At 66.4% G+C, this 14,808-nt stretch carries 12 protein-coding genes, 1 tRNA gene and 1 pseudogene; 10 read left to right on the top strand and 4 right to left on the bottom strand.

Features of this window, described 5'->3' with window-relative positions:
- Window positions 1-128: 128 nt before the first annotated feature.
- From DR_RS10180 to DR_RS10165, 4 genes and pseudogenes are all read left to right on the top strand, one after another.
- A complete protein-coding gene (locus DR_RS10180) occupies window positions 129-761 on the top strand; it encodes a hypothetical protein (RefSeq protein WP_027479834.1) in 633 nt (210 codons plus the stop codon).
- A gap of 112 nt (window positions 762-873) precedes the next feature.
- Window positions 874-1,719 (top strand): DegV family protein, encoded by an 846-nt coding sequence (locus tag DR_RS10175; protein WP_010888619.1) that lies wholly within the window; start codon window positions 874-876, stop codon window positions 1,717-1,719.
- A 2-nt stretch (window positions 1,720-1,721) separates the two neighbouring features.
- A complete protein-coding gene (locus DR_RS10170) occupies window positions 1,722-2,996 on the top strand; it encodes a serine hydrolase (RefSeq protein ID WP_010888618.1) in 1,275 nt (424 codons plus the stop codon).
- Between the two features lie 53 nt (window positions 2,997-3,049).
- Window positions 3,050-3,662 (top strand): annotated as a pseudogene (locus tag DR_RS10165) (thymidine kinase).
- 90 nt (window positions 3,663-3,752) lie between these two features.
- Here the strand turns inward: DR_RS10165 and DR_RS10160 are convergent.
- Window positions 3,753-5,570, bottom strand: a complete 1,818-nt coding sequence (locus DR_RS10160) for a 30S ribosomal protein S1 (protein WP_027479832.1) — start codon at window positions 5,568-5,570, stop codon at window positions 3,753-3,755.
- A 420-nt stretch (window positions 5,571-5,990) separates the two neighbouring features.
- On the opposite strand from DR_RS10160, the gene DR_RS10155 reads away from it, so the two are divergent.
- The 3 genes from DR_RS10155 (at window position 5,991) to DR_RS10145 (ending at window position 7,819) form a co-directional block, all read left to right on the top strand.
- Window positions 5,991-6,064, top strand: a tRNA-Gln gene (locus DR_RS10155).
- Between the two features lie 120 nt (window positions 6,065-6,184).
- On the top strand, window positions 6,185-7,162 hold the full coding sequence (gene trxB / locus DR_RS10150; protein ID WP_010888615.1) for a thioredoxin-disulfide reductase: 978 nt from the start codon (window positions 6,185-6,187) through the stop codon (window positions 7,160-7,162).
- Window positions 7,163-7,303: 141 nt separating this feature from the next.
- A complete protein-coding gene (locus DR_RS10145; RefSeq protein WP_027479831.1) occupies window positions 7,304-7,819 on the top strand; it encodes an HD domain-containing protein in 516 nt (171 codons plus the stop codon).
- 53 nt (window positions 7,820-7,872) lie between these two features.
- Here the strand turns inward: DR_RS10145 and DR_RS10140 are convergent, their stop codons facing one another.
- A complete protein-coding gene (locus tag DR_RS10140; protein WP_027479830.1) occupies window positions 7,873-8,829 on the bottom strand; it encodes a complex I NDUFA9 subunit family protein in 957 nt (318 codons plus the stop codon).
- Window positions 8,830-9,133: 304 nt separating this feature from the next.
- A complete protein-coding gene (locus DR_RS10135; protein ID WP_027479829.1) occupies window positions 9,134-9,601 on the bottom strand; it encodes a DIP1984 family protein in 468 nt (155 codons plus the stop codon).
- Window positions 9,602-9,687: 86 nt separating this feature from the next.
- On the opposite strand from DR_RS10135, the gene DR_RS10130 reads away from it, so the two are divergent.
- Window positions 9,688-10,590 carry a GNAT family N-acetyltransferase gene (locus DR_RS10130; RefSeq protein WP_027479828.1) on the top strand — a complete coding sequence of 301 codons (903 nt, stop codon included), beginning with the start codon at window positions 9,688-9,690 and terminating at the stop codon, window positions 10,588-10,590.
- A gap of 28 nt (window positions 10,591-10,618) precedes the next feature.
- On the opposite strand, the gene DR_RS10125 is transcribed toward DR_RS10130, so the two are convergent.
- A complete protein-coding gene (locus tag DR_RS10125; protein ID WP_164927985.1) occupies window positions 10,619-11,341 on the bottom strand; it encodes a hypothetical protein in 723 nt (240 codons plus the stop codon).
- A gap of 288 nt (window positions 11,342-11,629) precedes the next feature.
- Between DR_RS10125 and DR_RS10120 the strand changes: the two genes are divergently transcribed.
- Together DR_RS10120 and DR_RS10115 are read left to right on the top strand one after the other, a co-directional pair.
- Window positions 11,630-13,915: an endonuclease MutS2 gene (locus DR_RS10120; protein WP_027479827.1), complete on the top strand. Its 2,286-nt coding sequence runs from the start codon at window positions 11,630-11,632 to the stop codon at window positions 13,913-13,915.
- 4 nt (window positions 13,916-13,919) lie between these two features.
- Window positions 13,920-14,804: a GNAT family N-acetyltransferase gene (locus DR_RS10115; RefSeq protein WP_010888608.1), complete on the top strand. Its 885-nt coding sequence runs from the start codon at window positions 13,920-13,922 to the stop codon at window positions 14,802-14,804.
- Window positions 14,805-14,808: the final 4 nt, after the last annotated feature.

Genomic DNA, 14,808 nt, shown 5'->3' with positions numbered 1-14,808 from the left:
AATGCCGCACAAGAAGGTGACGGGTGCTGGGTGAGCCCCCGCTCCTTAAACGGCGTCTCCCCGGCAAACCAAGCCACATTGTCTGAACTCTCATTTGAGTGGGAGGCGTAACTGTGACACTGACACCTATGAAGCACATTCTGTTTCCGACCGTGTCTGCCGCCGACGCCTTTATCGCCGACCTGCAAAGCCGTGGTGTGGTGCAGCCCCAGGTGGGCACCATGAACATGAGCCGCCGCGTGCAGCAGGCTGCCGGTGACACCATGAGCACCGGCACCACGACCGGCACCGTGACGACCCCCGCCGCCACCACGACGACCACCAACACCACCAGCTACGCTGACGGCGGCTACGTGGACGGCGGCGGCACCGCTGAAGACGCCGGTGCGGGCGCTGTCAAGGGCACCGTTGCGGGCGCCCTGACCGGCGCGGCGGCGGCTGTGATCGGCACCGCCGCCACAGTGGCGACCGGCGGCCTCGCCCTCCCCGTAATCCTCGGCATGACGGCCCTGGGTTCGGGTGTCGGCGCGGCGGTGGGCGCTGTGGGCGGCGCCGCGGGCGTCGATGAAACCGGCGGCACCAGCTATGACAGCTACAGCGACTCCTACACCACCAACTACGAAGCCGACGACGCCTACTACAACCGCGTCAACGAAAGCGTCAACGCTGGTGGCCGCGCGGTGGCCGTGGACGACAACGTGCCCCAGGACGTGCTGATGGACGCCGTCAACAAGCACGGCGGCGAAATCCTCAACAGCTAAAGTCCGCTCTTTTGAGCAAGCCGGTTCCTGCGGGGGCCGGTTTTTTGTGGTTCCTGGCGTCCGGGCGGCGCACTCCATATGTCAGGCCTGTGTTTGACGCTAACATCCGGTAATGTCGATTGCCATCGTCACGGATTCCACGAGTGACCTGACACCGGAACACCTCGCCGCCCTGGGCGTGACGGGTGTTCCGCTTTATGTGCTGTTCGAAGGTCAGCTCTATCAGGACGGTGTGCAACTCAGCGCCCGGCAGCTCGTGGAGGGGGTGCGCGCCGGCAAGGCGATCCCCAGCACGTCGCAGCCCAGCCCCGCCGAGTTTGCCCAGGCCTACGCTCAAGCGCTGGAACACGCCGACGAAGTGCTCAGCCTGCATATCAGCGGTCAGCTCTCGGGCACGGTCGGCAGTGCCCGGCTGGCGGCGCAGGAGTTCGGAGGCCGAGTCACGGTGGTGGACACCCATACCGTGACGCTGGGGCTGGGCCTTCAGGTGCTGCGCGCCGCCGAATTGGTGCGGGCGGGGCAGAGCGTGCCCCAGATCGTGCAGACCCTGGAACGCGTCTACCCGCAAGCCGACCTGCGGTTTACGGTGGACACGCTGGATTTTCTGCGACTTAACGGGCGCATCGGGGGCGCGTCGGCGCTGCTCGGCGGGCTGCTCAACATCAAGCCGCTGCTCGTCGTGCGCGGGGGTCGGGTGGACGCCGGGGGCCGGGTGCGCGGGCAGAAAAAGGCGCTGGCCGACCTCGCCGAGCATGTGCGCCGCTACGTGAGCCAGCATGGCGGGGCGCGGGTGGCGTTTCTGGCGACGGTGGGTGGGGAAGAGGACCGCGCCGCCGTCCGGGCGCAGCTCAGCGACCTGCACTTTCAGGACATGGGCGACCATGAAATCGGCGCCGTGGTCACGGTGCACGCGGGGCCGGGCGCGGTCGGGGTGGCCCTCGAACCCCTGAGCGCCTGAGCGTGCGCGGCACCATTCGTCTGACCCTGGCGCTGCTGCTGCTGGGGGCCGGCATCAACGCCTGCCGCAACCGGGAAGCTCAGGATACGGCCCCGCCCGCCGCCGCTGCGGCGCAGTCACAAGCTGCCCCACGGAAGGCTGCCTCCGCATCAAGTCCTGCGCCCACAGCAACAGAACCGGCAGTCTCAGCTCCGGCGGCTGACGGCTGCCTTCCCGCTGCCCCGGCTGTCACTCAAGCGCCGCGTCCGCCACAACCCCTCAGCGGGCGGCTGGGCCTGTGGGTGGCCGAGGTGGACCCCCGCACGCTGGAGCCGCGCCGGGCGGTGGCCTTCAACCCCGACGGCGTGTTTCCCCTGGCGAGCACCTACAAGCAGGCCGTGCTCTGGGCGCTGCTGCGCGAGTTCGACGCGGGCAGAATCTCACCGAACGAGCGCTTCGACGTGACGCCGCAAAACCAGAGCCTGGGCGATTACCCCTACGACGGCTCCAATGTGCGCGAGCTCTCGCAGCGCATGGTGCAGTTCAGCGACAACACGGCCACCGACATCCTCCACCGCCGCATCGGGCTGCAACGGGTGCAGGACGTGGCTGACCGCCTGCACCTGTGCCACACCCGCCTGATTCTGCCGACCAAGGCGTGGTGGGTGGCCGAGACGGGGCTCTCACCGGCCTTCACCAGCAACCGCGACTGGGGCACGACCAGTGGCTTGCAGCGCCTGCAACTCGCCCGGCAGATTGACGCCGACGCCCAGCGGCAGCGCTACGACCAGTTGCAGCGGCGGCTCGACGACTATTTCGACCACCGCTATGACCCCGCCGACGATCTGAAGGTCCACAACCTCAGCACCCCTTACGAGCTCGCCACGCTGGTCACCCACGAGTTCCTGCGCCCCGGCCTTTCGCCCCGCGCCCAGAACTGGCAGCGCGAGGTGATGGCAACCGGCTTCGGACGCTCGGCCCTCAAGGCGCAGCACGCGGGCAACATCGACTTTTTCGGCGGTAAGGGCGGCAACGGCTGGAAACTGCTGACCTACAGCGGCTATTTCCAGACCAAGGACGGGCGCCGGGTGGTGTACGCCTTTATGCAGCACGGCGCCGACGAGACCTACACCATGCCCAATACCCGCCGCGCCTTCGCCTGGATCAATGCCGCCGTGGACGAGGTGCTGGGCGAGCAGCGGCCCCAGAAGGCGCCCGCCATCCCGCTGCCCACCGACACCCCCGCCGAGCGTGCCAAGGCCGACGCCGTGAAGGCCGCCCAGCAAGACCGGCCCTGAGTGCCCTGCCCCTGAACTGCCCAGCCCCCCGGCGTCTCTGGCATACTCCGCAGGTGTTACGTTCTCCCTATTCCGGCGGCCACCTCGAAGTGGTTGTCGGTCCCATGTTCAGCGGCAAGAGTGAAGAACTCATTCGCCGCCTGACCCGCTCCCTGATCGCCCGGCAGCGGGTCGCCGTGTTCAAGCCGGCCATCGACAACCGCTACCACGCCAGCGAGGTCGCTAGCCATGCCGGGCGCACGCTCGAAGCGGTGGCGGTGCCCGATGCCCAGGCGATCCGCGCCCAGCTCTCCGGTCAGGGCGAACTGCTCAGCGCCGCTCCTGAAGGGGTAGACGTAATCGGCATCGACGAAGCGCAGTTTTTCGGCCCGGAGCTGGTGCCGCTGGTCCTTGAACTTGCCGACGCGGGCGTGCGGGTGGTCCTCGCCGGGCTCGACCTCGATTTCCGCGCCGAGCCGTTCGGGTCCATGCCCGAGTTGCTCGCCCGCGCCGAAAGCGTGGACAAATTGACGGCCATCTGCACGGTGTGCGGTGCGCCCGCCACCCGTACCCAGCGGCTCATCGGTGGCCAGCCCGCCCGCTTCGACGACCCGGTGGTGCTGGTCGGTGCTCAGGAGAGCTACGAGGCGCTGCCGCGTGCACCACATCGTGCTCAGGGAGGAGTGACGACACCTTCTCCTCTCGCCTCCTGAGCTTTTTCAGCGCCCAACAAAAAACCGCCTCACGGGGAGGCGGTTCTTTGTGCAGCGGCGAAGCTTATTCTTCGCTGCTGCCTTCGTCCTTCTTGTCGTTGCCCAGGCCGAACTGCGCGAACAGGTCCGCGTAGACGTCGCCGAGCTTGGTGCTGATCTTGCCACCCTGCTGGGCGTCCTTGGCGTTGTAGGCGTAGTCGGCACCGCCGCGTCCGCCACGGCCACCGCGCTGGCCACCGCCGAAGGTCGAGTCACGGCGGCTGCCGCCACCCTGGCTGACGTAGTCGCGCTGGCCGCCTTCACCGCGCTGGGGCACGGGGCCACCGCCGAGGAAGCGGCGACGGCTGAGGCTGGCGCGCTGCTCCACCGGGTCGATGTTCAGAATCACGGCTTCGATCTCGTCGCCCTTCTTGAACAGGTCGGCGGGGTTGTTGACGCGCTGGGTGTCGAGTTCGCTGATGTGAATCAGGCCTTCGATCCCTTCTTCGATCTCCATGAACACGCCGAAATCGGTCATGCCGGTGATCTTGCCCTTGACCGGGGTGCCGGGCGGGTAGCGGTCGGGCAAGGCGCTCCACGGATCATCCGTGGTCTGACGAATCCCGAGGCTGATCCGGCGCTCGCGGGGGTCGATGCGCAGGATGACGGCTTCGACCTCGTCGCCTTCCTTCATGACTTCGTTGGGGTGACGCACGCGCTTGGTCCAGCTCATTTCGCTGACGTGCACCAGACCTTCGAGGCCGGGTTCGAGTTCGATGAAGGCGCCGAAGTTGGTCAGGTTGGTGACCTTGCCCTTCACGCGCTGGCCGATGTGGTAGCGCTCGGTCGCACCTTCCCAGGGATCCTGGGTCAGGGCCTTCATGCTCAGGTTGATGCGCTCGCGGCCTTCGTCCACGTCGATAACCTGAACCTGGACTTTGTCGCCCACCTTGACCACGTCGCGGGGGTGGTTGAAGCGCCCGTAGGTCAGTTCGCTGCGGTGCACCAGACCGTCGATGCCGCCGAGGTTGACGAACACACCGAAGTCGGTGATTTCGACCACTTCGCCTTCGAACACGGCGCCGGGCTCGAGCTGACCGACCGTGGCTTCACGGGCCTTGGCCTTCTCGGCTTCCATGATGGCGCGGTGGCTGATGATCACGCGGTTGCGCTTGCGGTTGAGCTCGATGAGCTTGACCATCAGGGGCTTGCCCACGTAGGGGTCGAGGTCGTTGACGCGGCGGGTGTCCACCTGCGAGGCGGGCAGGAACGCACGGATGCCCTCGACCTGCGCGACCAGACCGCCGCGCACCTTTTCCAGCACCTCGACTTCGAAAGCCTCGTCGGCTTCCTGCATGCGCTCCAGCACGCGCCAGCCCTTGTCCTGCTCGGCACGCTTCTTGCTGAGCACGATCTGGCTGTTGGGCAGGTCCACGCGCACGACGTACGCTTCGATGGCGTCGCCGGGCTTGTACATTTCCTGCGCCTGCTCGAGGGTCACGGGCTCTTCGCCGAGCTGGTTGAGGGGAATGACGCCCTCGACCTTGGCGCCGATGTCCACGGCGATGCCTTCCTGGCCGATAAAGACCACGGTGCCGTCGACAATGTCACCACGGGTGACCGACTGGGGTTCCTGCGCCTCGGCGGCGAGGATGTCTTCCATGGTCATCTCGGGGTAGTCGCGCTCTTCCTGAGCCTGGGTCTTGGCGGCCTGCTCCTGCTGACGCGCCTGCTCGCCCTGGCTGACTTCGGTCTGCGCCTGCTCGGTCTGAGCGTTCAGCGCGCCCTGGTGCGACTGGGTCTCCTGGTCGAGCTGGGTGCCTTCGGCCTGCTGGGTGCTGGTGTCGCCCGTCGTGGGCTGAGTCCCGCCGTTGACAGCGGGGGTCTGGGTGTTGTCTTCCATGAACTCCTGTCCTCCTGGCCTGAAACCTTCGCGTTGGAACGCTCCGGGCCTTGCCTGATACCTGTGCTGCATTCCTCTCTGTCGGCGCCTGTCGGGGCACCTGCCTCCCGACCAGCGGATTCCTGGCAGGGAGCGGCGCCGGAAGGCGGCCCAGACAGCAGCGGCAACTTCGAGGGTATGCGCACGGCAACACCTCATTCTATCAGAAATATTTCACGAGGGGCAACACGGAAGCGCAAGAAGAGAGAGCACTGAAAAGGCGCTGTCCGGCTCGATTTTCTGGCGACTGGCCGTTCCTGAGGGGGGGACAAGGCGACAGCCGCAGGTGTCCCAAAGGCAGCGGCTCAGGGCTTGACGTTGCGCACGGCCTCCCGTTATACTTCCCCCCGCCTTGCAAGAGGCTAAGCCAGAGAAGGTCGTTGGGGTATCGTCTAATGGCAGGACGTCGGTTTCTGGCACCGTTAATCAAGGTTCGAGTCCTTGTACCCCAGCCAGAAGGAGGGAGAAGCTCACGCAGCTTCTCTCTTTTTTATTGTCTTTCGTCGCACTTCTTGCTTTAAAAAATAAACTGGAAATCGCTTTTGTGTCTCCCTCCCGGTGCTACCCTGAGACGCATGACGGCACCTACTGCACACGACTACGACGTGGTGATTATCGGCGGCGGCCCGGCGGGGCTCACGGCGGCGATCTACACCGGGCGGGCCCAGCTCAGCACGCTGATTCTGGAAAAGGGGATGCCCGGTGGGCAGATTGCCTGGAGCGAGGAAGTGGAAAACTTCCCCGGCTTCCCCGAGCCGATTGCCGGGATGGAACTCGCCCAGCGGATGCACCAGCAGGCCGAGAAGTTCGGCGCCAAAGTGGAGATGGACGAGGTGCAGGGCGTGCAGCACGACGCGACCTCGCACCCTTACCCCTTTACCGTCCGGGGCTACAACGGTGAGTACCGCGCCAAGGCGGTCATTCTGGCGACGGGTGCCGACCCGCGCAAACTCGGCATTCCCGGTGAGGACAACTTCTGGGGCAAAGGCGTGAGCACCTGCGCCACCTGCGACGGCTTTTTCTATAAGGGCAAGAAAGTCGTGGTGATTGGCGGCGGCGACGCAGCGGTGGAAGAGGGAATGTTCCTGACCAAGTTTGCCGACGAGGTGACGGTCATTCACCGCCGCGACACGCTGCGAGCCAACAAGGTGGCGCAGGCCCGCGCGTTCGCCAACCCCAAGATGAAGTTCATCTGGGACACCGCCGTCGAGGAAATCCAGGGGGCGGACAGCGTGAGCGGCGTGAAACTGCGTAATCTCAAGACCGGCGAAGTCAGCGAGCTGGCGACCGACGGCGTGTTCATCTTCATCGGTCACGTGCCGAACACCGCGTTCGTCAAGGACACCGTGAGCCTGCGCGACGACGGCTACGTGGACGTGCGCGACGAGATTTACACCAACATCCCGATGCTGTTCGCTGCCGGGGACGTGAGCGATTACATCTACCGCCAGCTCGCCACCAGCGTGGGCGCCGGCACCCGCGCCGCCATGATGACGGAGCGCCAGCTCGCCGCGCTCGAAGTGGAAGGCGAAGAGGTCACGGCTGCCGACTGAACTGTCTTGAGTTGTTTGACTCGAATGGAGCGCTGCGTGACCGTGGCGCTCCGGTTTCTTTGTCTGCTTGATCTGTCTACCATCTTGAGCTTCCGGTGAGCCTTGCGGGCGCGCTCGGCGGCAGGCGGTACGATGACGGTCATGTTGCGGCTTTCTCTTCCTGACCGGCTGCGGCGCAAGCTGGGGGGGTACGTGGGCAAGGTCCGGCGGCTGTCGCGCAGCTTGCGGGCCGACGCCGCCCACCCCGACGACCGCTGGGCCGAGCAGTTTCTCAACCCCGGCGAGCGGCTGGTGTACCGCAGCATGGACCCGCGTGACCGTGAACACGCTTGCCGCGTGACCCGGCACCTGCTGGGCGATCATCCCCTCGCCAGCCCCGAGCTGATCGCCGCCTCGCTGCTGCACGACTGCGGCAAAAGCGTGCGCCCCTACCATGTCGCCGAACGCGTGCTGGTCGGCCTGATTCCCCACCGCCTGAGCATTCTGCTGCCGCCTGCCGGGGCGCTGGGCATCCGGGCGGCACACCCTGAACTGGGGGCCGAGTTGCTCGCCTACGCGGGTGCCCGGCCTCGCGTCGCGCAACTCGTGGCCCGGCACCACGCCTCGGTGGGGGACCCGGAAGCGGCGCTGCTGCACCATTACGACGAGCTGGAATAGCCGAAAGAAACACCGCCCGGACGCGAATGTTCCGGGCGGTGTTTGCTGCGGGGTTATTTCCGGTCCACGATGTACGGCAGCCGGTCCTGCAAGCGGTGCAGCGGCAGGTTGAAGGCGGCGCGGGCGGCGTCGTTCGGTGCGGTGTTGCCGGCCTTGAGCATCGCGTACTGGTCGCGGGTGATGGGCGCGGCGGGCAGGCGGCTGATGACCGGGACGGCGAGGTCCATCAGCTTCTGGGGCACCGGCACCACCTTTTTTTGCTGACCGAGCGCCTGCTGCTCCAGCGCCAGCAACTCCTTGAAGGTGAACTCCTGCGGGCCGGTGAGCGCATAAATCTGTCCAACCGTTTCCGGCTTGACCAGCGCCTCCGCAAAGGCCAGCGCCACGTCCTCCACGCTGATGGGGCGGAAAGGGAATTGCCCGTCTCCGATTTGGGGAACCACCGGGGCCGCCGACACCAGATTTTTCAGCACCCGCCCGAAAAAGTCGTCGCCCACGCCGAAAATCAGGCTGGGGCGGAAGATGGTCCAGGGCAGCCCGCTGAGGCGCACCAGCCCCTCGGCCTCGCCCTTGCTCCACGAGTAGGCGCTGGGGCTCAGGACATCGGCGCCGAGCGCGCTCATGTGCAGGTAGCGGGTGGGGTGGGGGCGCTCCATCTCGTCGCCCTTGTGGGCCTGTTGCCGGGCAGCGTCATAGTCGCGGAGGGCGTCCAGCACATGCCGGGTGCCCTCGATATGCACACGCTCGAAGGTCTGCTTGCCTTTCTCGGCGATGATGCCCACCAGATGAATGACGGCGGCGGGCTGCACGTCCTGAAGCGCCTGCCGCACGCTTTTTTCACTCGTCACGTCCAGCTTGATGCCGATGCCCCGGCCCACGCCCTTGCCCTGCCGTGAGCCTGCGACGACCTCGTAGCCGCGCCGGGTGAGTTCGGCTAGGGTGGCGCGGCCCACGAAGCCGCTCGCGCCGGTCACGAGGATGCGGGAGGGATGTTCTGCTTGCTCAGCCATACCCCGCATTGTCCCGTGCCGGCCCTCTCCCTACATGGGAAGGGGAATAAGCGGGAGTTGGGGAAGCAAAAAACCGCCACACCGAAAGGGGCGTGGCGGCGGACACCGGGCGGGCACATCAAGGTCACGGTGGTGAAGGTGATCGGTGCGCGGTCAAGGGTGAAGCGTGCTGGACGTGCGCTGTTCAGGGGTGGCCCCGTCCCGGAGCCTCATGGGTGCGGCTGCTTCCCCGCCGCGCGGTAGGCCTTCGCCTGTGCCGCAGCCCGGTGTCCAGGGTTCAGGGTGGGGGAGAGGCGGCGGAGTGTCAAGCCCCTGAGCCGGGCAAGTCGGTCTGCCAGTTGGCCTGCTGAATCTGCACTTCGAGTTCGCGCCGCTCTTTCGCCATCACGTCGGCCAGCTTTTGCAGCTCGCTCGGGGGAATAACGGCGACCATCCGCAGTTCGCTGTTGCTGTAGCGCGTTTGCCGTTCGGCAGCGGCGGTCGCGGCGCGGCGCAGGGCCTTCAGGCGGGCGTCGAGCAAGTCACGGCGGGTCAGGGCGTCGGTCAAGGTCTGACCGCTAGGCAGCGTGGCCGACAGATTGGCGCGGTGGATGCGGGGCAGCAGGACTTCGAGCGCCGATGAGACGGTCAGCAGTTCGTTGAGCAGCTCGCGCGGGTCCTCAGCGGGCACCTCACCTTCCTGCACCTGCATGTTCTGCACAAGGCGTTCTTCGAGTTGCGCGGCCCGCTTTTGCAGGTCGGCGCGTTCAATGAGGGCTTCGGCAAGTTTCATGGGGCCATTGTGGAGCAAGGCGGCGGTGGGGACGCTCAGCCAACTGGCCGATGTTCGCCGGAGCCCCGTTGTCTATGCTCCTTGCTATGCCGCACCGCCCCTACCGCGATGAAGCCGACCTGACCCTGCTGCTGCGCTGGCTGTCCGACCATGCGCCGACGACTTTTATGCACCCCGGCGACCTGGTGTGGTGGCTGTATCAGAACACGCAGGTGGACCCCCGGCAGGCGCTGGAGCTGCTTTTTGACGGTGAAGCTGGAGGGAACGAGTTGCAGGGCTTCGGCTACTGCGACGGCTCCTGGTCCGTCCTGCAAGGTCTGCCTGACCTTCCTGCCCACGTCTGGGACGAGATGGTGGCAGCTGCGGCAACCCGAGCTGGCGGTAAGCTGACCGTGCAGCCCCACGAATGGGACACTCCGCAACTGGCCGCGCTGAAACGGGCCGGGTTTGAGCTCACGGACAACCGCATGGTTCGGCTGGTGCGCGAAGTGCAGCCGTGCGACCAGGAAGCTGTCGCCCTGCCCGCCGGTTTCCATTTTGCCGATATGAGCGGGAGCGAAGTCAGCCCCGAGGACCGCGTGAAGGTGCATCAGGACGTGTGGCACCCCTCCAAAGTCACTCTGGAGGCATACGGGCGACTGCAAGCGGCGCCGCTGTACCGCCCTGACCTGGACGTGATGGTTGTCGCACCCTCCGGCGAAATCGCCGCCTACGCACTCGGCTGGTTTGACCCCGGTTCGCGCACTGGCCTGATGGAACCCGTCGGTACTCGTGCTGCCTTCCGGCGACAGGGCTTGGGCAAAGGTCTGATTCGAGAAGTCACGCACCGTTTTGCCGCACTGGGGGCGCAGAAAGTTACTATCGGCAGCTATGAAAAGAACGTGGCGGCGGTGGCGCTCTACACATCGGCGGGATACGCGGCGCGGGGGTTCTGGGTGGACTGGGAAACCGAAACCGCCGCCATGAAAGAGGGGCAAGACTCTGCTTGAGCCTGCCCCCTTCTTCTAGAGTCGCTCCTCAGCGCACGCGGATGCTGCGGACCACCGCGTCCTGAGTGCTCAGGCTTGCGGCGTTGAGTTTGCGAGTCAGCTCAGAGTTGTAGGTATCGTAGACCTTCTGACGCTCAGCCGCGCTCATTCCCGGTCGTTCGCCGGGGAAATTGAAGTTGCCGCTTTTGTCCAGTTGCGCCTGGGTGGGCACGCCGGCCAGCGTGTAGGGCAGGTGAACACTGACCACGTTCTTGCCGTCGCGGGTCAGGCCCTGAAAGGTGTATTCCAGAGCGTCACCGGGAATCTGACCCACGGCCTGCGCGTGGTAGGTCAGGTACCGCACGCCCACCACCTCGGGTGTCTGCACCTTCATGACGGCCCCGGCCACAACTTGAGTCGCGTTGACAGCGGGAAAATAAGGCAGCGGAAGCTTCAGGGCACTCGGGTTCACAGCGCCGCTGCGGATGCCCGTGAGGGTGCTGAGCAGCGTGTTCAGAAGTTCTCCAAACGTGTTCGGCTGGTTCGGGAACCGCGCCCGCAGGCTGGCAACCGGGTAAACGCTGACGTAAGCGGTGGGCGGCACGTCGGTGCCATCCGCTTTCCAGTGCTCGCCCGGCGCGTTGAGCACCGCCCGGACGTGGGCCGGCAGCGGTATGGTGGGGCCGTCTTGCCGTTTTTCGGCGGCCACGGTGCTGACCGCAGCGGTGCGGCCAATCGAACTGGCATTCACGCTCAGGGTGGGCAGCTTCACGGTCTGACCCGCCGAATGGGACTGGGCGACCGGGGGTTGGGCCGTTCCGCCAGCCTGAGCTGCCGTGAGGGAAAGGGCCAAAAGGAGAGAAATGACGTTGTGTCGTTTGGTCATGGCGGGCAGTGTGTACTCCGAATGTGATCGCCCGCTGAGCCGCCCCTGTGAAGTGACCTCAAAGCTCTAAATACCGAGGCCAAGAAACAAGTTTTCGCCAACGCACTAAGCCACCGTGCTTACTCACCGCGCCCACGATTTTCCGCCCGCCCCTCCCGTATGCTCAGTCTCAAGATGGCTTTCGATTCCCGCGCTCTTTCTGCACTTGATTTTCCGCGTATTACTGCGGCCCTGGCCGACCGCGCCGCCACCTCGCTGGGGCGAGAACGCGCCCTGGCCCTGCGCCCGAGCGACGACGCCTACCGCATCGCTCAGGAACTCGACGAGGTGGAAGACGCCTTGTTCGGCGTCAGCCTAAGTCTGGGAGGCATTCACGACATCCGCGACATCCATGCCCGCGCCGGGGAAGGCCGGGTGCTGAGCGGGCAAGACCTGCTCAACGCCGCCTACTCGCTCGACGGGGCGATGACGGTCAAGCGGGCCATCGAGACCAATTCACGCGGGCCACTGCGCGACGTGGCGACGGGGCTGGGCGACCACTCCGAACTGGTGCGGCGGGTGCTGCAAAGCCTGGACCGCGAGGGCAACGTACGCGACGACGCCTCGCCCCGGCTGCGTGACCTGCGCAAGCGCATCGAGCCGCTGCGGGGGCGCATCCGCGAAAAGCTGACGCAGACGCTGGAAAAGTGGTCGGACGTGTTGCAGGAACACCTCGTCACCATTCGCCGCGACCGCTACGTGCTGCCGGTGCTGGCGAGCCGGGTGGGCAGCGTGCAGGGCATCATCGTGGACGCTTCGGCCACCGGGCAGACCTATTTCGTGGAGCCCGCCGCCGTCACGCAGCTCAACAACGAGCTGACCCGCCTGATTCTGGACGAGGAAGCCGAGGTGCGGCGGATTCTGACCGAGCTGTCGGCCCTGCTCGCGCAGGACAGTGCCGTGCCGATGACCCTGGCGACGATTGGCGAACTCGACCTGATTGCGTCGAAGGCCAAACTCGCCCGCGACTGGCGGCTCAACCGCCCCGAGGCAGCCCCGGACGGGCTGTACGATCTGCACGAAGCCCGACACCCGCTGATCGAAAACCCCGTCGCCAATGATATTCAGCTCGGTGAGACCAAACTGCTGCTCATCACCGGCCCCAACATGGGCGGCAAGACAGCGACCCTCAAAACGCTGGGCCTCGCCGTGCTGATGCACCAATGCGGACTGTACGTGGCGGCGGCCTCGGCGCGGTTGCCCGTCGTGCGCGACATTCTGGTGGACATCGGGGACGAGCAGAGCATCGAGGCGAGTCTTTCAACCTTTGCCTCTCACCTCAAGCACCTGCGCTACGTGCTGCGGCACGCGGCCCCCGATACCTTGGTGCTGGTGGACGAACTCGGCAGCGGCACCGACCCCGACGAGGGCGCGGCGCTGGCGCAAAGCCTCATTGAAACGCTGTTGGAGCAGGACGCACGCGGCATCATCACCTCGCACCTCTCGCCGCTCAAGCTGTTCGCGCTGGAAACGCCGGGCCTGAAAAACGCCAGCATGGGCTTCGCAGTCGGTACGCTGGCACCCACCTATCAGCTCCAGGTGGGGCAGCCGGGCCGCTCCTACGCGCTGGCGATTGCCAACCGCATGGGGCTGCCGCGTGACGTGCTGAGCCGCGCCGAGGAGCTGCTGGGGCCGGAAGCGGGCCTGATGGAGCGGATGCTGAGTGAGCTGGAGCGCGAGCGCCGCGAACTCGGCGAGCAACTCGAAACCGCCGCTGCCGCCCGCCGCGAGGCCGAGGCCGAACTGGGCCGGGTGCGCCACGAGCGAGAAACGCTCGAAACCCGCCGGAATGAGATGCTGGCCGAGGCGTCCCAGAAGGCCGAAAGCCTCTATGCCGACGCTGTGGAACGTGTGCGGACCCTGCGCGCCCGGGCCCAGGAAGACAGCGCTCGCCCCCGCGTGATGCAGGAGCTGCGCGAACTGCGGGTGCAGGCGCAAAAAGCCCGCCCCGCGCCGCCCAAGCGCGAGGAACGCGGTGACCCCATCCGGGTGGGTAACAAGGTGAACGTGCCGGCCTACGGTGCTCAGGGACAGGTGCTGGAGATGCGCGGTGACGACCTCGTAGTGCAGCTCGGCCTGATGAAAGTCGGCGTCAAGCGGCGCGACGTGCGGCTGGTGCAGGAAACGAAGGTCAAGGCGCCCAAGCCCAGCTTTGTCGGCAGCGCCCCGAGCCGCTTCGACAACGAACTGCAACTGCGCGGCCTGAGCGTGGAGGCGGCGGTGGAAGAGCTGCGCGCCGCGATTGCCGAGGCCCGCGCGCTGAAAGAAACCCCGCTGCGGGTGGTTCACGGCAAAGGCATGGGCGTGCTGCGCCGCACCCTGCGCGACTACCTCAAGACCGACAAGAACGTGGAGTCCTTCCACGACGCCGAAGCCAATCAGGGCGGGCACGGCGTAACGATTGTGAACGTAAAGCGCTGAGCCCGTGCTGACCTTGCGGCCCACCTCTCCCGGCGACGGTCACGCACTGGCTGAGCTGCTGGCTGTTGTCTGGGCCGGGCAGGAAAACGGAGCCGCTTACCACGGCGGAGGCCGGCGCCCCGGCGTGGTGGCGGTCTGCGCCGGAAAGCTGGTGGGCTACGGGCAGCTCTGGCACAGCCGCCTGCATCCGACCTACGCTTACGCAGGCGTCCATGTTCACCCACAGTGGCGCGGACAGGGAATCGGTGGCGAACTCTGGAATGCCGTGACCAAAGACGTCGAGCAACCGCTGAAGGCCAAAACCTACGCCACGCAGTCCGCCGCCGTCCGCTTTTTGCAGCGGCGGGGCCTGCGTGTCAGCGTGGAAACCCTTGAGCCGATGCTGTGGCCCGCCGATTTGGAAGACGTGACGCCCTGGGTGCGGGCGGCAGAGCAACTGGGCTTCGTCCTGCGGCCCATGACGGAGCTGTCAGACGAGCTCCGAACACAACTGCTGCCGCTGCACCGCGAGGTGTATGCCCACGCGCACCTGCACGACCCGGCCTGCCCCGAAGTCATGGACGAGGACGACTTTCTGGGCGACGACCTATGCCCGGCGTGGCTGTACGTGGCCGAGCGCGGCGGCGAGCTGGCGGGCGTGTCCAGTGTGCGCCGCACCGCCGAGCCGGAGACGGGCGAACTGGCCTGGTTCGGTGTCCCACAGCGCTGGGCAGCGGCGGGCGCGCCCCTCACGCTGGCGCTGACGGCCCTGGCGGTCCAGGCAGCCGGGCGCGGCGGCGTGCAGTCGCTCAGCGCCGAACTTGACAGTGCCGACTCGAACGCTGTGCATCTGGGAGGCGTCCTGCTATGGGTACCCGGCCCGCGTTGGTTGACGCTGACCGGGACATAAAAAA

The sequence above is a fragment of the Deinococcus radiodurans R1 = ATCC 13939 = DSM 20539 genome, assembly GCF_000008565.1.
GTDB lineage: Bacteria > Deinococcota > Deinococci > Deinococcales > Deinococcaceae > Deinococcus > Deinococcus radiodurans.
This window is presented reverse-complemented; position numbering and strand designations above follow the sequence as displayed.